This window comes from Kitasatospora sp. NPDC096140 (genome assembly GCF_040303045.1).
Lineage (GTDB): Bacteria > Actinomycetota > Actinomycetes > Streptomycetales > Streptomycetaceae > Kitasatospora.
Map to the genome: position 1 here is coordinate 23,015 of NZ_JBEOUW010000034.1, position 17,339 is coordinate 40,353.

At 72.7% G+C, this 17,339-nt stretch carries 17 protein-coding genes; 1 reads left to right on the forward strand and 16 read right to left on the reverse strand.

Going from position 1 to position 17,339, the window contains the following annotated elements; genetic code table 11:
• Positions 1-59 precede the first annotated feature (59 nt).
• The 5 genes from ABT048_RS29410 to rpsB form a co-directional block, all read right to left on the reverse strand.
• Positions 60-1,352, reverse strand: a complete 1,293-nt coding sequence (locus ABT048_RS29410; protein ID WP_502894092.1) for a phosphatidate cytidylyltransferase — start codon at positions 1,350-1,352, stop codon at positions 60-62.
• A 287-nt stretch (positions 1,353-1,639) separates the two neighbouring features.
• Positions 1,640-2,197 (reverse strand): ribosome recycling factor, encoded by a 558-nt coding sequence (gene frr, locus ABT048_RS29415; RefSeq protein ID WP_350524573.1) that lies wholly within the window; start codon positions 2,195-2,197, stop codon positions 1,640-1,642.
• A 98-nt stretch (positions 2,198-2,295) separates the two neighbouring features.
• Complete coding sequence (gene pyrH / locus ABT048_RS29420; RefSeq protein ID WP_350524574.1) at positions 2,296-3,060, reverse strand: UMP kinase; 765 nt, start codon at positions 3,058-3,060, stop codon at positions 2,296-2,298.
• Positions 3,061-3,317: 257 nt separating this feature from the next.
• Entirely contained in the window at positions 3,318-4,157 is an 840-nt protein-coding gene (gene tsf, locus ABT048_RS29425) for a translation elongation factor Ts (RefSeq protein WP_350524575.1), read from the reverse strand.
• A gap of 129 nt (positions 4,158-4,286) precedes the next feature.
• A complete protein-coding gene (gene rpsB / locus ABT048_RS29430; RefSeq protein WP_350524576.1) occupies positions 4,287-5,144 on the reverse strand; it encodes a 30S ribosomal protein S2 in 858 nt (285 codons plus the stop codon).
• Positions 5,145-6,174: 1,030 nt separating this feature from the next.
• On the opposite strand from rpsB, the gene ABT048_RS29435 reads away from it, so the two are divergent.
• Positions 6,175-6,546 carry a M23 family metallopeptidase gene (locus ABT048_RS29435; RefSeq protein WP_350524577.1) on the forward strand — a complete coding sequence of 124 codons (372 nt, stop codon included), beginning with the start codon at positions 6,175-6,177 and terminating at the stop codon, positions 6,544-6,546.
• Here the strand turns inward: ABT048_RS29435 and ABT048_RS29440 are convergent.
• The 11 genes from ABT048_RS29440 to lepB (ABT048_RS29490) form a co-directional block, all read right to left on the reverse strand.
• Positions 6,533-7,114, reverse strand: coding sequence for a TetR/AcrR family transcriptional regulator (locus ABT048_RS29440; RefSeq protein ID WP_350524629.1), 582 nt, complete (start codon positions 7,112-7,114; stop codon positions 6,533-6,535). The two genes, ABT048_RS29435 and ABT048_RS29440, sit on opposite strands and share 14 nt — an antisense overlap.
• Positions 7,115-7,361: 247 nt before the next feature.
• On the reverse strand, positions 7,362-8,195 hold the full coding sequence (gene whiG, locus ABT048_RS29445) for an RNA polymerase sigma factor WhiG (RefSeq protein WP_396551928.1): 834 nt from the start codon (positions 8,193-8,195) through the stop codon (positions 7,362-7,364).
• A gap of 438 nt (positions 8,196-8,633) precedes the next feature.
• The gene (gene dprA / locus ABT048_RS29450; protein ID WP_350524579.1) at positions 8,634-9,827 is read right to left on the reverse strand and encodes a DNA-processing protein DprA; all 1,194 of its coding nucleotides are present in this window, start codon (positions 9,825-9,827) and stop codon (positions 8,634-8,636) included.
• On the reverse strand, positions 9,824-11,533 hold the full coding sequence (locus ABT048_RS29455) for a YifB family Mg chelatase-like AAA ATPase (RefSeq protein ID WP_350524580.1): 1,710 nt from the start codon (positions 11,531-11,533) through the stop codon (positions 9,824-9,826). Before ABT048_RS29455 ends, dprA begins: the two co-directional genes overlap by 4 nt.
• A 1-nt stretch (position 11,534) precedes the next feature.
• On the reverse strand, positions 11,535-11,906 hold the full coding sequence (locus tag ABT048_RS41730; protein WP_402807695.1) for a YraN family protein: 372 nt from the start codon (positions 11,904-11,906) through the stop codon (positions 11,535-11,537).
• 375 nt (positions 11,907-12,281) lie between these two features.
• Positions 12,282-12,608, reverse strand: a complete 327-nt coding sequence (locus ABT048_RS29465) for a DUF2469 domain-containing protein (protein WP_030056781.1) — start codon at positions 12,606-12,608, stop codon at positions 12,282-12,284.
• A gap of 54 nt (positions 12,609-12,662) precedes the next feature.
• Positions 12,663-13,136, reverse strand: coding sequence for an NUDIX hydrolase (locus ABT048_RS29470; RefSeq protein WP_350524582.1), 474 nt, complete (start codon positions 13,134-13,136; stop codon positions 12,663-12,665).
• Between the two features lie 112 nt (positions 13,137-13,248).
• A complete protein-coding gene (lepB, locus tag ABT048_RS29475) occupies positions 13,249-14,004 on the reverse strand; it encodes a signal peptidase I (RefSeq protein WP_350524583.1) in 756 nt (251 codons plus the stop codon).
• A gap of 142 nt (positions 14,005-14,146) precedes the next feature.
• Positions 14,147-15,151, reverse strand: coding sequence for a signal peptidase I (gene lepB / locus ABT048_RS29480; protein ID WP_350524584.1), 1,005 nt, complete (start codon positions 15,149-15,151; stop codon positions 14,147-14,149).
• A 241-nt stretch (positions 15,152-15,392) separates the two neighbouring features.
• Positions 15,393-16,334, reverse strand: a complete 942-nt coding sequence (gene lepB, locus ABT048_RS29485) for a signal peptidase I (protein WP_350524585.1) — start codon at positions 16,332-16,334, stop codon at positions 15,393-15,395.
• Positions 16,318-17,202 (reverse strand): signal peptidase I, encoded by an 885-nt coding sequence (lepB, locus tag ABT048_RS29490; protein ID WP_350524586.1) that lies wholly within the window; start codon positions 17,200-17,202, stop codon positions 16,318-16,320. Before lepB (ABT048_RS29490) ends, lepB (ABT048_RS29485) begins: the two co-directional genes overlap by 17 nt.
• Positions 17,203-17,339: the final 137 nt, after the last annotated feature.

Consider the following 17,339-nt stretch of genomic DNA (forward strand, 5'->3'; position numbering starts at 1 on the left):
GCAGACGCGCGAGGGCCCCGGACGCCGGGCGTCCGGGGCCCTCGCGGGCACTGCGCGGATCAGGTGCCGACGAAGGCCGCCAGGAGCAGCCAGACCACCGGCGCGGTCGGCAGGAGCGAGTCCAGCCGGTCCATGATGCCGCCGTGGCCGGGCAGCAGCGTGCCCATGTCCTTGATCCCGAGGTCGCGCTTGATCATCGACTCGCCCAGGTCTCCCAGGGTCGCGGTGACCGCCGCGCAGCCGCCCAGGATCAGGCCCTGCCACCAGCTGCCGCCGTCGATGATCAGCTGCATCAGCAGCGCGCCGGCCAGCATCGACAGGCCGATGCCGCCGGCCAGGCCCTCGCGGGTCTTGCCGGGGCTGATCGTCGGGGCCAGCTTGGTCCGGCCGAACTTGTAGCCGACGGCGTAGGCGCCGGTGTCGCTGCAGATCGTGACAATCAGGAAGAGCACGATCCGCTGGGGGCCGTCGTCGGCCGCCAGCATCATCGCCACGAAGGTGGCCAGGAACGGCACGTAGAAGGCGGTGAACACCCCTGCCGTTATGTCCCGCAGGTAGTTCTCGGGCGGCTCGGCCATCCGCCAGACCATCACCGCCAGCCCGGTCAGTGCGAGCGAGGCCGCGGCCCACTGGATCCCGGACCAGTAGCCGGTGGCGACCATGGCGATGCCGCCCGCGACCAGCGGGATCAGCGGCGCCTTGATCTCCTTGCGCTCGGCGAGCCGGCTGGTCAGCTCCCAGACGCCGACCGCGACGGCGGCCATCACGACGACCAGGAACAGCGCCTTCACCACGAACAGCGAGGCGACGATCACCGCGCCGAGGCCGACCCCGACGCCTATGGCGGCCTGGAGGTTACGGCCTCCGCGCTGCTTGCGCGGCTGCGGCTGCGGGTCGGGCTGGGCGGCCACGGGTGTCTCCTGCCCTGGGTGGGACGACGGCACGAAGTGGGGCTGCCCGGCCGCCGGGTGGCTGGGCGGCGGCGCGGGATGCACCGGAGCCCCCGGGTACGGCGGGGTGCCGTGGCCGGGGGCTGGGGCGGCGTCGTCGGATATCGCGCGCAGCACGACCGTCTCCGTCACGCCGGACGGCGGGGTCCCGGGCTGCTCGTCCCGGAAGAGTGGGCCGCTCAGCCGGCCGGCCTCCCGGGCCGGGCCCTCGGCCGGGTCGGCCGGACCACCGGCGCCGGGCCGACCCGCAGCCGGACCGTGGCCGGACGGGCCGTGGCCGGACGGACCGTGGCCGGCCGGACCGCGACCGGGCGGACGGTGGCCGGACGGGCCGTGGCCGAGCGGACCGCCGAGGCCGGGCACGCCCGGGAGCGGGCCGGGGTCGGCCGGTACGGGAGGCATGACCTGAGTCTCCTCCGCGTCACCGCCCCAGTACACCGGAGGCTGCTGCGAGTGATCCGAACGGAGGCCCTGGTCCGCCGGGACGGCACCCGGCCCGCCCGGGGGCATGCCGTGGCCGCCCGGGTGGTCGGGGTGGTGTCCCCGGACCGGCGCCGAGGGCTGCTCGCCGTACCCCGGCGCCGGGTGGGCCGGGGTACGGGGTGCCTGCGGCTGCGGCGCCGGGCGGTAGGGCTGGAACTGCTGGTCGGACGGGCCCCAGTAGCCGGGGGCGTCAGGGGCGTCGTTCATCAGACCTCAAGCAGCTCGGATTCCTTGTGCTTCAGCAGCTCGTCGATCTGGGCCACGTACCGGGCCGTGGTGTCGTCGAGCTCCTTCTCGGAACGGCGGCCGTCGTCCTCGCCGACCTCGCCGTCCTTGACCAGCTTGTCGATGGCGTCCTTGGCCTTGCGGCGCACCGAACGGATCGAGACCTTGGCGTCCTCGCCCTTGGTGCGGGCGATCTTGATGAACTCCCGGCGGCGCTCCTCGGTGAGCTCCGGCAGCACCACGCGGATGATCGAACCGTCGTTGGACGGGTTGACACCCAGGTCGGAGTCGCGGATCGCCTGCTCGATGGCCTTCAGCGCGGTCTTGTCGAAGGGCGAGACGACCGCCATCCGCGGCTCCGGCACCGAGAACGAGGCCAGCTGGTTGATCGGCGTCTTGGCGCCGTAGTACTCGGCGACGATCTTGGCGAACATCGCCGGGTGCGCACGGCCGGTGCGGATGGCCGCGAAGTCGTCCTTCGCGTGGGCGACGGCCTTCTCCATCTTCTCCTCGGCTTCGAGGAGGGTCTCTTCGATCACTGTGGTCTCCCTGTCCGGTTCATCTGCGGTTGTTCCGACCGGTGTCGGAGCGGCGGCCGGTCGCGGCTCCCGCACCGTCCCGTACGGCTGGTTGCTGCTCAGGCCCGGACAGAATCCTGGCTGATGAGTGTGCCGATCTTCTCACTCTTCACCGCGCGCGCGATATTGCCCTCCGCCAGCAGTTCGAAGACCAGCATCGGGAGGTTGTTGTCCTTGCACAGCGTGATCGCGGTGAGGTCGGCGACCTTGAGGTCGCGCGCGATGACCTCGGAGTACTCCAGCGCGTCGAACTTGACCGCGTCCGGGTTGGTCCGCGGGTCGGAGTCGTAGACGCCGTCCACGCCGTTCTTGCCCATCAGCAGGACGTCGGCGTGGATCTCCAGCGCGCGCTGGACGGCCGTGGTGTCGGTGGAGAAGTAGGGCATGCCCATACCCGCGCCGAAGATCACCACGCGGCCCTTCTCCAGGTGCCGGACGGCGCGCAGCGGCAGGTACGGCTCGGCGACCTGGCCCATGGTGATGGCGGTCTGGACCCGGGTCTCGATGCCCTCCTTGACCAGGAAGTCCTGCAGCGCCAGGCAGTTCATGACGGTGCCGAGCATGCCCATGTAGTCGGACCGGGCCCGGTCCATGCCGCGGACCTGCAGCTCGGCGCCCCGGAAGAAGTTGCCGCCGCCGATGACCACCGCGACCTCGGTACCGGCGCGGACGACCGTGGCGATCTCCCGGGCGATCGCGTGCACGACGTCCGGGTCGACGCCGAGCCCGCCACCACCGGCGAAGGCCTCACCGGACAGCTTGAGCAGCACCCGGCGGCTCGTGCCGGCCTTGGGGTCCTGCGCGGTCTCCTGCGTCTCCTGCATGGACTTCTCCTTTTTGCACCTACTGGTCACAGGCGCGGGTGTGCGGATGCCCCGCCTGCGCGTACACGCGAGGAGGCCACTGCCGCGGGAACCGGTTCGGTGTCCTGCACGGCAATGGCCTCCTCGTCGTTCATGGTGCCGACGCGAGCCCGCCCGTAAGCGGATGGCGCTGGGTGAGCCCGTTCGGCGTCCCGCCCTGGTCAGCGGACGGGGGCGGTTCCCAGCCTAAGGGGGCCGGGAACCCGGTGGAACGTGGCTCAGGCGCCGACGCGGAAGCGGGCGAAGCGCTTGAGGGCGACGCCGTTCTCCTCAAGGACCTTGGCGACGGTCTTCTTGTTGTCCTTCGCGAAGGCCTGCTCCAGGACGGAGTTCTCCTTGACGAAGCCGGTGACGCGACCCTCGACGATCTTCGGCAGGGCGGCCTCCGGCTTGCCCTCCTCGCGGGCGGTGGCCTCGGCGACGCGGCGCTCGTTGTCGAGCTCCTCGGCCGGGATCTCCTCGCGGGACAGGTACTTCGGCGCGAAGGCGGCGATGTGCTGCGCGACGTCCTTGGCGACCTCGGCGTTCTCCTTGTCCAGCTCGACCAGGACGCCGACGGCCGGCGGCAGGTCGGGGCTGGTCTTGTGCAGGTAGACCGCGACGAAGCCGTCACCGTCGAACTGGGCGAAGCGACGGAAGACGATCTTCTCGCCCAGGGTCGCGTTGGCCTCGTCCACGAACTGCTGGACGGTCTTGCCGGCCTCGATCTCGGAGGCCAGGGCGGCGTCCAGGTCGGCCGGGGCCGTCTTGGCGACGTGGGCGGCGATCGCGTCGGCGACCTTGACGAAGTTGTCACCCTTGGCGACGAAGTCGGTCTCGCAGTTGAGCTCGACCAGGACGCCGGACTTCTTGTCCTCGGCGATCAGCGCGGCGACGGCGCCGTTGGAGGCGTCACGGCCCTCGCGCTTGGCAACGCCCTTCTGGCCCTTGATGCGAAGGAGCTCGACGGCCTTCTCGACGTTGCCCTCGGCCTCGTCCAGGGCCTTCTTGCAGTCCATCATGCCGGCGCCGGTGAGCTCACGGAGCTTCTTGACGTCCGCGGCGGTGAAGTTCGCCATGGTGTGAATCTCTTCTCGCGTCTCGCGTGTCTGCGTGGAGTGGCGCCGGGACCGATGGTTCGGCCCCGGCGCGGGAGAGAGGGGCACCTGCCGGCGTCGTACCGGCGGGTGCCCCTCACCCTTGGTACGTCAGGCCTGCTCGGCCGGAGCCTCGGCGGCCGGGGCCTCGGTGGCCGGAGCCTCGGCGGCGGCGGGGGCCTCCTCGGCCTTCTTCTCGCCCTCGATGAGGTCCTTCTCCCAGTCGGCCAGCGGCTGGTCGGCGCCCGGCTCGGCCTTGGCGTCGCCCTTGGCGACACCGGCGCGGGACTTCAGGCCCTCGGCCACGGCGTCGGCGATCACGCGGGTCAGCAGGGTGACGGAGCGGATGGCGTCGTCGTTGCCCGGGATCTTGTAGTCGACCTCGTCCGGGTCACAGTTGGTGTCGAGGATGGCGACGACCGGGATGTTGAGCTTCCGGGCCTCGCCGACCGCGATGTGCTCCTTCTTGGTGTCCACGATCCAGACGGCGCTGGGAACGCGCTGCATGTCGCGGATACCGCCGAGGGTCTTCTCCAGCTTGTCGTGCTCGCGCTGGAGGACCAGGAGCTCCTTCTTGGTGAGGCCGGAACCGGCCACGTCCGAGAAGTCCAGCTCGCCGAGCTCCTTCAGGCGCTGCAGGCGCTTGTAGACGGTCGAGAAGTTGGTCAGCATGCCGCCGAGCCAGCGCTGGTTCACGTAGGGCATGCCCACGCGGGTGGCCTGCTCGGCGATGGCCTCCTGGGCCTGCTTCTTCGTGCCGACGAAGAGGACGCTGCCGCCGTGGGCAACGGTCTCCTTGATGAACTCGAAGGCGCGGTCGATGTAGTTCAGCGACTGCAGGAGGTCGATGATGTAGATGCCGTTGCGCTCGGTGATGATGAAGCGCTTCATCTTCGGGTTCCAGCGGCGGGTCTGGTGACCGAAGTGGACGCCGCTCTCCAGCAGCTCCCGCATCGTGACGACGGCCATTGCCGTGCTCCTCAGGTGTTACGGCCCGGCGGCGGCAGCTGGTCTCAGCGATCGCCCGCAGCCGGGTCAGTCTCGGTTTGTCCGTGGCGGCCAGGTGACAGCCACGCCTGACGCCCCGAACGTGCCGAGCCGCTCCGACCCGCTCGGCCGGAGACCGATCGGGCTCGGCGGACCGAGCGGCACTCGCACCTGGCGGGGCTGCGGAAGAACCGCGTCCGACCGCCGGTGGCGGGGCGTGCGAAGTCGACCCGGCGGACCGGGTCGCGTGTGAAGTGTACGGGAAGCGCCGAGCGGCGGGCGACTTCACGAGCAGCCGGAGGCCCGCCGAGCACCTGGGAAGCGCCTGGGAGCGGCTGAGCCGGACGGTATCGGCGGTGGCGGTGACGACGGTGCTGTGGCGGTGGCGGCGGGGGTCGCAGCGGTGGCGGCGGCGGTGCCAGCAGCGGTGGTGGCAGCGGTGGTGGCAGCGGTGGTGGCAGTTGCTGAGTCGGCGGCGCGGGGACGGGTGTGCCCGCCGGTCGACGGCCTGCCCGCGGCCCATCGCGGATATGCCGCTTGTACACCGGATGGCGGCGTTCGTACACCCGTTTGGGGGACGTCGGTCGGTTGCGGGAGCGCTTTGTCCACAGGAATCCGGATTCGGGTGGCGCGGAGGCGGCCCGGCGGCGAGCGTTCGCGCATGACTGCTCGTAGGTGGTGCGTCGGGGTTCGGCGGCTGGTCGCCGTGGGGGTGGTGCTGGGGGTGATGGGCGTGCTCGGGACGCCGACGGCGGGGGCGGTGGGGAGGGTGGGGGCGACAGGAGCGGAACGGGTCGCAGGAGCGGGGCGGGTGGTGGGGGCGGTGGGTGCGGGACCCGCGGTGGGGCTCTCGGTCGGGGGCTCCGGAGGCGGCTCGGTCGGTGGCTCCGGAGGTGACTCGGCTGGCGGCTCCGGTCCGCGCGGGACGCGGGCGTGGCCGCTGGGCGGGCCCGGGGCGCTCCTGGGGCGCTTCGATCCGCCCGCGAAACCCTGGGCCGCCGGACACCGCGGGGTGGACCTCGCCGCCGAGAACGGGGCGGAGGTACGGGCGGCGGCGGGCGGGGTGGTCACGTTCTCCGGACTGGTGGCGGGCCGTCCCGTGGTCACGGTCACCCACCCGGGCTCGGGCACTCCCCCGCTTCGGACCACCTACCTGCCGGTCACCGGCCTCCTCCCGACCGGCACCGCGGTGGCCGCCGGAGAAGTGATCGGTCGGCTCGCCCCGGACGGGCGACACTGTGCCGCGCGTGCGTGCCTGCACTGGGGGCTGCTGCGCGGTGGCCGCTACCTGGACCCGCTGGCCCTGTTCGGTGCGGGCGCGGCACGGCTGCTGCCGCTGCACCCGGGGCCGCAGCAGGACGAACGGCCGGTCACGCCCGGCTGAGGCCGTTCAGCGCGAGGGCGACTGCGGTGTCCGCGATCTCCTCGGGGCTCTCGGTCAGGCAACCGGTGCGCGCGGTGGCCGCCTGCTCGGCTCGGCGGACGGCCGACTCCACGACCCCCTGCAGCAGCGCCGCAGCGAGCCGGGGCCGCTCGTGGCCCAGATCCTCCAGCGCGCGGACGACCAGGCCGGCCAGCCGTCCGTGGGCCGCCCGGATCCGCTCGCGCGCGGCCTCGTCGAGCTCCAGCGCCGAGATCGCCACGACCGCCCGGTGACGCGGGTCGGCCGCCAGCGCCAGCTGGCCCCGGACGTACGCCTCGATCCGCTCGGCGGCGGTGTCGCAGCTCTCCATCCCGGCCTCGATCTCGGCCGCCCAGAGCGGGAAGTCCACCTCGCAGAGCGCCTCGACCACGGCGGCCCGGGAGCGGAAGTACTCGTAGACCGAGGAGCGCGCCAGCCCGGTGCGCGCGGCGAGCGCGGGGAAGGTCAGGGCCTCCTTGCCGCCCTCTGTGAGCAGGGTGCGGGCAGCGTCGAGGAGGGCTGCCCGCTGCAGCTGGCGATGCTCGGCCACCGTGGCCGCTCGGATCTTCGGCACGCTCCCACTGTACGGAGCCCTACACGCGGCCGATAAGGCGCCGCGCATGAGGAGCCGGCCCGGGCAGCCGCAGGCGACGCCGGCAGTCCTGGTAAGCCGGGCAGTCCCGGTAAGCCGGGCAGTCCCGGCAGGTCCGGCAGTCCCGGCGGCCGCGGCAGTCCCGGGCAGGTCCGGCGGCCGCGGCGGCCCCGCTGCCGAGTCGGCGCGCGACCGGATCCGCGCGCTAGCGGACGTCCGAGAGCTTTGCGCGCAGCTGGAGGACGGACTTGGTGTGGATCTGGCTCACCCGACTCTCCGTCACCCCCAGCACCTGCCCGATCTCGGCGAGGGTGAGACCTTCGTAGTAGTAGAGCGTCACCACGGTCTTCTCCCGCTCGGGCAGGGTGTTGACGGCCTGGGCCAGCAACCTGCGCAGCTCGCGGTCCTCGGCCACCTCGACCGGGTTGTCCGCGCCGTGGTCCTCCAGGGTGTCCACCAGGCTCAGCCGGTCGCCGCCCTCCCCCACCGGGTGGAGCAGCTCGTCCAGCGCCACCACGTTGGCGAGCGACAGCTGGCTGAAGATGGCGTGCAGGTCCTCGATCGCGATGCCCATCTCGGCCGCGACCTCCGGGTCGTGCGGCGTCCGGCGCAGCCGGGCCTCCAGCGTCGCGTACGTCCGCTCGACCGCCTTCGCCTTCTGCCGCACCGAGCGCGGGATCCAGTCCAGGGCGCGCAGCTCGTCGATGATCGCGCCGCGGATCCGGCTGATCGCGTAGGTCTCGAACTTGATGGCGCGGTCGATGTCGAACTTCTCGATCGCGTCGATCAGCCCGAAGACCCCGGAGGAGACGAAGTCCGCCTGCTCGACGTTGGAGGGCAGACCGACCCCGACCCGCCCCGCCACGTACTTGACGAGCGGTGAGTAGTGCAGGATCAGCTGCTCACGCAGCCGCTGGTCGCCGGTCTCCTTGTAGGAGCGCCAGAGTTCTTCGAGTGCGCTGCGGCCCCGGACCGCGACGTCCCTGCCGGCCTGCCCGGCCTGCCCGGTGTCTCCGGGCGGGTCGGCGGGAGTGCCCACCGGCACGTCGGCGGCACGGACCGCCTCGGCCCCCTGGGTCGCCTCCGCGGGCTGGCCTGGCACCACCGTCGGCCGGCCGCCCTGCCGCGACAGGCCTCCCATCGTCCCCGCCGACTTGGACGGGAACTCGGTCGAGGGGCGCCGCTCGGTCCTCGGCCCTCCCGAGGACCGAGCGCCACCGGTCACTCTGTGTCCGGGAATGTGTGTGGGCATGCGTTGGTCTGCGCCGTTCTGCCGAGTCATGTGCTGATAGGGAAGGCATGTGGAGCGTAGCGTGACCGACTCACTGCAAAGCGCTACCGCCACTCGGTCGTCCCCCGATCCGGTGGCGTTCACTCACCGGATCCGGGCACACGAGCGGAAGAACCGGATCAGCAGGTCAGCCGGGCGGTTCGGACACGCCCTCCCCCGGCGCACGGGTGTTCTCCGCTCCGGCGGTCACCTCCTCCGCACCATGCGCCAGTGCGCGCCGTGTCGCTCGACGTAGCCGAGCGAGCCCAACTCGTAGAGCCGCTGGAGCACTTCGTCCGGCGGGAGCCCGGACTGACGGGCCAGCCGCTCCACCGGCGCGCCCTCCGCCGTCGCCGGCACGGCCTCCAGGACCCTGGCCACCGCGGGCTCCAGCAGGTCGCGCGGCAGCACCGGTCCGCTGCGCTGCGGGGCCAGGTCGTCCCCGATCGCCCCGATCAGCTCGGTGATCTCGGCCGCGTCGGTGACCAGGGTGGCGCCGCCGCTGCGGATCAGGGCGTGCACACCAGCCGAGAGCTCCGAGGTCACCGGGCCGGCGACGCCCATGGTGTGGCGGTTGAGGTCGCGCGCGCGTCTCGCCGTGCTCAGGGCTCCGCTGCGGACCGCCGCCTCCACCACCACGGTGCCCCGGGTGAGTGCCGCGATGACCCGGTTGCGGAGGACGAAGCGGAAGCGCGTCGGGTGCTCCCCCGGCGGGAGTTCACTGACCAGCAGGCCCTGGACACCGATCCGTCGGATCAGTTCGGCGTTCCCCTTGGGATAGGCCACGTCGACTCCGCAGGCGAGCACCGCGACGGTCATCCCGCCGACGGCGAGTGCGCCGCGGTGCGCGGCCGCGTCGATCCCGTAGGCGGCGCCGGACACCACCACCCAACCGCGCTCGGCGAGTTGGGCCGACAGCTCTCCGGCGACATGAGCGCCGTAGGCCGTGCAGGCGCGGGAGCCCACCATCGCGACCGAGCGGAGCGCGAGCAGCCGCAGCGAGCCGGTGCCGGTCGTCCAGAGGCCGATGGGACGTCCGTCCCCGAGGTCGTCGAGTTGACTGGGCCATTCCGTGTCCCCCGGAATGATGAACCGTCCACCGACGCGCCGTACCCGTTTCAGGTCCGTCTCCGGGTCCGGCCCCGGGAGCCTCGCCTGGTACCCGGTCAGCCGGGTGGAGTCGAGCCCGGGGTGGTCGGGCACCGTACCGTCCCGGATCGCCCGGACCACCTCGACGGCGGGGAGCTGTCCGAGCCAGCGGCCGATCACCGCGTCGCCCGGTTCGCTGAGCCGGCTGAGCACGACGCGGGCGAGGCGCTCGGGTTCGGACGCCGTCGCGGCGACGGCCGGGTCGGCCTCGACCCCGGTCGTGCCGTGGGGGTGCTGCACCGGCTGGTTCATGCCTCGTCCTCCGCGTTCCCGGTCCGCTCGCTGCCCCGCCCCGGCGGTCCGTCCTCCGGCGGACCGCCGCGCTGGGCCGGGATGCCCCCGAGGCGGCCGAAGATCCGTTCGGTCAGTGGCAGCCCGTGCTCCACCCCCGTGCGCAGGACCAGGGCGGTGCGCACGTCCCGCTGGTCCGGCCGGTCGCGGCCGGCGAGGTCGGCGACCGTCCAGGCGACCCGGAGCACCCGGTCCAGACCCCGGGCCGTCAGCATGCCCCGCTCCAGCTGGCGCGCGACGTCGTTGAGCGCGCCGGGCGCGAGCTGCCAGCGCGTGCGCAGCTCGTGGCCCGGCACCTCCGCGTTCGTCCGCCACGGCGTCTCCGCCAGCCGGGCCGCCGCACGCTCCCGGGCGGCCAGCACCCGGGCGGCGACGGTCTCGGTGTTCTCCGCCGAGGCGTCCCGCTCCATGAGTTCGGCCCTCGTCACCGGAGCGACCTGGACCTGGAGGTCGACCCGGTCCAGCAACGGCCCGGAGAGCCGCCCCTGGTAGCGGCTGACCATCGTGGGGGTGCACTCGCAGCCCTCGCCCCGCCGTGAGTGCCGGCCGCACGGGCAGGGATTGGCGGCCAGGCAGAGGAGGAAGCGGGCCGGGAGCCGGAGCGACCCGGCCGATCGGGCGATCACCACCTGCCCCGACTCCAGCGGCTGCCGCAGCGCGTCGAGCACCCGGACCGGGAACTCCGGCGCCTCGTCCAGGAACAGCACGCCCCGGTGGGCCAGTGAGACGGCTCCCGGCCTCGGCAGCCCGCTGCCGCCGCCGACGATCGCGGGCATCGTGGTGGAGTGGTGCGGGGCGCAGTAGGGCGCGGTGTCGATCAGCGGGCGCCCGACCGGGAGCAGGCCCGCCACCGAGTGCACGGCGGTGACCTCCAGGGCCTCCTTCTGGGTCAGCGGCGGGAGCAGCGCGGGCAGCCGCTCCGCCAGCATGGTCTTGCCCGCGCCCGGCGGCCCCTTCAGGTAGAGGTGGTGTCCTCCGGCGGCGGCGATCTCCAGGGCTCGCCGTGCCTCGTACTGACCGGCCACGTCGGCCATGTCGAGGCGGGCCGCCCTGTCGTCGGGCAGGCCCCGCACGCCGGCGCTGGGCAGCATCAGCCCGGCCATCAACGGATCCGGTCGGCCGCTGATCGGATCGGGCGGCTCCTCCGGTGCCGTCGCCCCGGTGAGGATCGCGACCAGCTGGCGCAGGCTGCGGACACCGATCACCGTCACGCCGGGGACGAGCGAGGCCTCGGGCGCGGTCTGCTCGGCGACCACGACCCGTTCGTATCCGGCGTCGGCCGCGGCCAGCACCGAGGGCAGCACCCCGCGGACCGGCCGCACCCGGCCGTCCAGCCCCAGTTCGCCGATGACCAGCAGTTCGGCGATGGACGACGGGTCGAGCCGCTCGGCGGCGGCCAGCACGGCACAGGCCACCGCGAGGTCGAAGCCGCTGCCGCTCTTGGGCACCGAGGCGGGGCTGAGGCCGACCGTCAGCTTGCGCTGCGGCCAGGCCTCGCCGCTGTTCACCACGGCGGCGCGGACCCGGTCACGGGCCTCGGTGAGCGCCTTGTCGGGCAGGCCGACCAGGGTGAACGCGGCCACCCCGGGCTCCAGATCGGCCTGGACCTCGACGATCACCCCGTCGACGCCGACCAGCGCGACGGAGCAGGTACGGGCGAAGGCCATCTCAGACCACCCCCCGCAGGTGGTCGACCAGGGCCGCACCCCGCGCCCGGTTGACCACGGCGACCAGGTCGATCCGCACCCCGCCCGGCGGGGCGGGCGGCCAGTGCGGATCCGTCGGCGCCACGTCGTCGTCGGCCCCGGCCAGCCGGGCGAAGTGGCCGGGCCAGCGCTCGGCCATCCAGCGCTCGGCCAGGCGCTGCAGCCGTGCGGCCTTGGCCCGGTCGATGGCCTCGGTGGGCTGCTGGAACCCCCGCTCGGAGCGGGTCTTCACCTCGCAGACCGCCACGGTGTCGCCGTCGAGGGCGACGATGTCCAGCTCGCCCTCGACGCAGCGCCAGTTGCGGTCGAGGATGCGGAGCCCGGCCTCCGCCAGGCGGCGGGCGGCGACCCGCTCCCCGTAGCGGCCGAGCCCGGTCCGGGTGCTGCGGTCCGACGCTCCCCGCGGCTTCTTCCCGGCTCCGGCCGGGGCCGGTGCGGCGGTGTCCGGTACGGCCGGCCCCGGAACAGCCGTGTCCGGTACGGCCGTCTCCAGCGCGGCCGCGTCCGGTACGGCCTGGTCCTGAGTGACGGTGTGCTGCATGGTGACCACCTCCGCCGAGGAGGCTGCACCACCGCGCACCACGAGGCCCGGAAATCACGTTTCCCTGTGGATAACTCGGGCCTGTGGACAACTTCTGTCACCCGCAGGGGTGAGAAGCCCCGTCCCCGCGAAATTCGGCTGGACAACGCGGGGCGGAGTCGTTCAACGTCAGTTCCCGAAGCCGGACTCGTCCGAGGGCAGCTCCAGATCGCTCTTCGCGAGTTCCTCGATGTTCACGTCCTTGAAGGTCAGCACCCGGACCTTGCGGACGAACCGGGCCGGCCGGTACATGTCCCAGACCCACGCATCCGCCATCGACACCTCGAAGAACACCTCGCCCTGGACCGAGTGCACCTGCAGCTCGTAGTCGTTGGTGAGGTAGAACCGTCGCTCGGTCTCGATCACGTACTTGAACAGGCCGACGACGTCCCGGTACTCCCGGTAGAGCTTGAGCTCCATCTCGGTCTCGTACTTTTCGAGATCTTCGGCACTCATCCAGGCGTCCCCTCATTTGTCACGTCCACCCATTGTGGACCACCGCACCCACGGTCAGAGCCGTACCGGGTCCACCGGCGGGCCCTCGACCAGCAGCCGTTCCAGGAAGTCCGCCAGGCCGGCCGGATAGACCGTCTCGCCGGTCCCCCTCAGTTCCTCGACCGTCCACCAGCGCGCCGCGAGCAGTTGGGCGTGCTCGTCGGCGCCCGTGCCGAACCGGTCAAGGCCCGTCTCCGTGGTCCGGGCCAGGTGGAACCACTGCTCCTGTTCGTAGCGCTGTCCCCGAAAGGAGAACGACACCGTGCCGTACGCCACCAAGGGCCCGAGGTCCACACCCCGCAAGCCGGTCTCCTCCGCGAGCTCCCGCTCGGCGGCCTCGCGCACGTCCTCCCCTGCTTCCAAGCCGCCCCCGGGCGTGAACCACCACGTCTCCCCGGGAACGGCCGGATCGGCGCCCAGGAAGAGGAGGATGCGGTCCAGCCCGTCCAGCAGCAGGATCCGCGCCGCCTTGCGACGCTGTGCCGTCATGGCAGCTCTTCACGCTCCTTCCGTTCGCATCGGTGGCGCTACCGATCCTGCCACCCGGCGCGTCCGTCCGGGGCGATGTTCGGCAGAGCGGCCAGCGCCGCGACGGCCCCGCTCAGGAGCTGCGCCCCCGGCGGAGCCGACGAGCCAGGCCGGCCACCCCACCCACCGCCGAGGTCACCAGGATCAGTGCAGCACCGGCGACGGTGGCGTAGGCGGCGGGCTCCAGCGGGCCGGGCTGCGACGCCCTCGGCCCCGCGAAACCGTCGAAGGCCGGGGTGCGGTCGAGCAGGCCGGCCCGTCCGAAGGGCTTCAGTGTGGCCTCGACCCTGGCTTCGACGGCGGTGGCCGGGACGGTGCCGCCGTCGACCTCCAGGTGGGTGCGGGAGTCGAGCGAGCCGACGCGGTTGTCGCCGAGCATGAACAGCCGGCCCTGCGGCACCGTCACGCTGAACGACTCGCCCTGCCGGCCCTGCGTCGCGAGGTAGGGCTCGTCCACCGGCTGTCCGTTGACCGTCAGCCGTCGGTCGTCCCCGCTGGTGGCGACGGTGTCCCCGCCGACCGCGACCACGCGCTTGACCATGAGCTCGCCGCCCCAGGCCTCGTCCCGGAAGACCACCACGTCGCCCCGCCCGACAGCCGCGCCCCCGGCCTTGCGGGCGAGCACGGTGTCCCCGACCTGCAGCGTCGGGTGCATCGACGCGGTGGGGATGTTGTACGGCCGGTAGTCGACCGCGATGAGGGCGAAGCCGCCGATCATCAGCACCAGCCCGAGCGCCAGCGCGACGCCCTGCAGCACCGCGGCGAGCCGCGGGCGCTCGCGGACGGGCGCGGCCGGGCGGTCGGCCGTCTGCTCCACGACACTGCTCATCGACACCGTCCACCTCTGGCCGACCGGAGAACACTGGCACGCCGGAGGCACCGGCGGGAACGCCGACGGGCCGTGGCACGTCCGAGCAGATTACTCGTCGGTACCACGGCCCGCGCAAGAGTCGGGGTCAACCCAGTGGAGCTCAGGACCCCTTCCGGTCCTCCGCCCGGCCCCGCACCCGACGCACCAGCGGCAGCAGGGCGACGGCCCCCACCGCACCGGCCGCGGGGGGTGCCATCGGCGCGGCCGCCGCCAGGCCCTTCTGGTCGAAGGTGGCAGGCACCGGAAGCGTCGACCAGTGGGGGATCGGCCAGGCCACCACGAAGGCGCGCCCGATCACGTTGTCCACCGGGACGGTGCCACCACCGGGCTGGTCCATGTGGAAGCGGGAGTCCAGCGAGTTGGCGCGGTGGTCGCCCATCACCCAGATCCGTCCCTTCGGCACCTTGACCGGCCCGAAGGGGTGGTCACCGCAGGGGGTGTTGCCCGGGTAGATGTACGGCTCGTTGAGCGCGACCCCGTTGACCTTGACCGGTCCTTCGCCCTCGCACTCGACGGTGTCGCCACCGACCGCGATGACCCGCTTGATCAGGTCCTTCTCGTTGGCGGAGGGCATCAGGCCGACAAAACTGAGCACGTCCTGCACACCGCGGACGAAGGAGTTGCTGCTCTGCTGGGACGGCTCGTCGTTCAGCCAGCCGCCCGGGTCGTGGAAGACCACGACCTCGCCGCGCTCGGGCTCGGCCCCGAACCAGGGGGTCAGCTTGTCCACCAGGACGCGGTCACCGACCTGGAGCGTGTTCTGCATCGACTCCGACGGAATGGAGAACGCCTGGACGAAGAAGGTCTTGATCACCAGCGCGAGGATCAGCGCGATGCCGATCAGGATCGGCAGTTCCTTCCAGAAGGAGCGCGGCTTGCGCGGCGTGGCCGGAGACTCCGACTCCGACCCGTCCGCCGATCCGCTCTCCGAGCGCGAGGGTTCCGGCGACTCCTCGGACCCCGCGCCCTGCTCGTCGGCGGTCTGGGCCGCCGCGTCATCGACCGCGGCCGAGGGTGCCGAGGGCTCGGCGGACCGGGCCGCCCGACGGCCTGGGCCCTCGGGCTCTCCGGCGCCCGAACGGGCACCGATCACCAAATCCCCCACAACGTCTCCTCCCTGCTGTGCGGACGCCCGCGCGCCCGCGCTCAGAGTGCCGCACAGCGGGCACCACGCTCGCCACGACCATGACCGCCCCAGGACTGCCCACTACGGGCTCCCCTGACACCAGCACAGCCTGACGCACGACCGGGACCGCTCCCGGCCGCACCTGCACTTCTCTATCACTCCAAGGCATCCGGCTCGCGGTCCCACACGCGAGGCCCGGCCGGTCGGCGGCCGGCGCGGCTCACTCCGGAGGCCGCCCCCGCCGACGAACGACGAGCGGAAGGATGCCCAACACACCCATAACGAGCGGGGGTTCCACAGGAACCGGCCCAACGCCCACGGATTCCCCGGCAGTTCCACCGGCCTGCGGAGCCCGGTCGAGAGAGGAGAGTGAACTCGGCACGTCGAGTTGATGGAAGCGGTCCAGCGGCCAGGCGATCACGAACGCGCGACCCACCACGCCGCTCAGCGGGATCGTGCCCTGGCCCGGGTTGCCCATGTGGAACCGGGAGTCGGCGGAGACGTCCCGGTGGTCGCCCATGACCCACAGTCGGCCCTGCGGCACCTTCACCTTGAAGGGCTGTCGGGACGGCGGGTTGCCGGGTGCGAGGTACGTCTCGTCCACCGGGTGCCCGTTGACGCTGAGCCGCCCCTGCGCGTCGCAGCACTCGACGGTGTCCCCTCCTACACCGATCACCCGCTTGATCAGGTCCTGCTCGTTGTCGGACGGCAGCAGCCCGACGAAGGTCAGCACCTGCTTGGCCGCACCCAGCACCGGGCCGTCGTCGGAGGGCTTGCGGTCGCTCTCCAACCAGCCGCCCGGGTCCTTGAACACCACCACGTCGCCGCGCTGCGGCTCACTGCCGAACCAGGGGGTCAGCTTGTCCACCAGCACCCGGTCGCCGACCAGGATGGTCTGCTCCATCGAACCCGAGGGGATCACGAACACCTGGACCAGGAAGGTCTTCATCACCAGTGCCACCAGCAGGGCCACCAGGATGATCATCGGGATCTCGCGCACCAGCGACCGCTTGCGCCGGCTCGCCGCCCGGCGGGCACTGCGGCGGCGGTCGGCCCGGCCGCGCACCGGCGGGGTCCCGGTCGGGCGGGCGCCCTCCGGACCTCCGCCGTCCGGCTCGCGGGCCGGTCGATCGGCGAGCCGACCCCTACCTCTGGTCCCCATGACCACCCGTCCCCGCAGTCGCGGCGAAGGCCGCGGGCCGGTCCAGACCGGTCCAGCGCGAGAACGGGTAGACCACCCAGTCCGCCCGGCCGATCACCTTCTTCTCGGGCACGAAACCGCCCCCGGGCTCGCCCAGGTGGTCGCGGGAGTCACGGGAGGCACTGCGGTGGTCGCCCATCACCCACAGCTCGCCGGCCGGCACCACCACGTCGAAGGCCACGCTCGACGGGTCGTCCCCCGGGGACAGGTAGGAGGTCTCGTCCACCGGCACTCCGTTGACGGTGATCGGCGCGCCCGGCCCGGTACTGGTCACCCGGTCACCGCCGACGCCGATCACGCGCTTGACGTAGATGGTGTCCCCGGCCGGGGCCAGGCCGAGGTCCAGCGCGACCGACCGCGCGTCGGCCCAGAAGCCCTGCGGCTTCGCGGACTCCGGCCGGAAGGATCCCGTCCCGTCGAAGACCACGACGTCGCCCCGCCGGGGGTGGCCTCCGAAGGCGTACGCGAGCTGGTTGGCGATCAGCCGGTCGCCGGTGCGCAGGGTGTCCTCCATCGACCCGGAGGGCACCGCGAACGGACGCGCGACGAAGGCGTTCACCAGGAGCAGGAACGCCAGGCAGATCCCCGCCAAGAGCAGCAGGTCACGCGAACGCGAATGGCCCGGCTCCTCCTCCTGCTCGGCGCCGTCCTCTCGCTCGGCGCCGTCCTCTCGCTCTGCGCCGTCCTGCTGCTCCGCGCCGTCCTCCCGCTCCGCGTGCTCCGGCTCAGCGCCCTTGCCCGGCTCCCCGGCGCCCCCCTGCTCGGCGCCATCCCGGGCGGTGTCGGCGGGGGCGGCGGCAGTCGTACCGGCCTCCGCGTCATCGGCCACGACGCCCGGAGTACCGCAGGGAACTCCCACCGGAACTCCGCCGGGAACGACCGCGGACCGCGACAGCGAGTCCGCACCGGTGGGTGCGGGACTGCCGTCGCGGTCCGCGGGTGGTTCGTGCGTGCTCATCGGGGGGT

Bases quoted from the DNA above. Each gene is read 5' to 3' on its own strand.
- ABT048_RS29410 (WP_502894092.1), bottom strand. From the start codon at position 1,352: ATGCCTCCCGTACCGGCCGACCCCGGCCCGCTCCCGGGCGTGCCCGGC.
- pyrH (WP_350524574.1), bottom strand. From the start codon at position 3,060: ATGCAGGAGACGCAGGAGACCGCGCAGGACCCCAAGGCCGGCACGAGC.
- tsf (WP_350524575.1), bottom strand. From the start codon at position 4,157: ATGGCGAACTTCACCGCCGCGGACGTCAAGAAGCTCCGTGAGCTCACC.
- rpsB (WP_350524576.1), bottom strand. From the start codon at position 5,144: ATGGCCGTCGTCACGATGCGGGAGCTGCTGGAGAGCGGCGTCCACTTC.
- dprA (WP_350524579.1), bottom strand. From the start codon at position 9,827: ATGAACCAGCCGGTGCAGCACCCCCACGGCACGACCGGGGTCGAGGCC.
- ABT048_RS29455 (WP_350524580.1), bottom strand. From the start codon at position 11,533: ATGGCCTTCGCCCGTACCTGCTCCGTCGCGCTGGTCGGCGTCGACGGG.
- ABT048_RS29465 (WP_030056781.1), bottom strand. From the start codon at position 12,608: ATGAGTGCCGAAGATCTCGAAAAGTACGAGACCGAGATGGAGCTCAAG.
- ABT048_RS29470 (WP_350524582.1), bottom strand. From the start codon at position 13,136: ATGACGGCACAGCGTCGCAAGGCGGCGCGGATCCTGCTGCTGGACGGG.
- lepB (WP_350524583.1), bottom strand. From the start codon at position 14,004: ATGAGCAGTGTCGTGGAGCAGACGGCCGACCGCCCGGCCGCGCCCGTC.
- lepB (WP_350524585.1), bottom strand. From the start codon at position 16,334: ATGGGGACCAGAGGTAGGGGTCGGCTCGCCGATCGACCGGCCCGCGAG.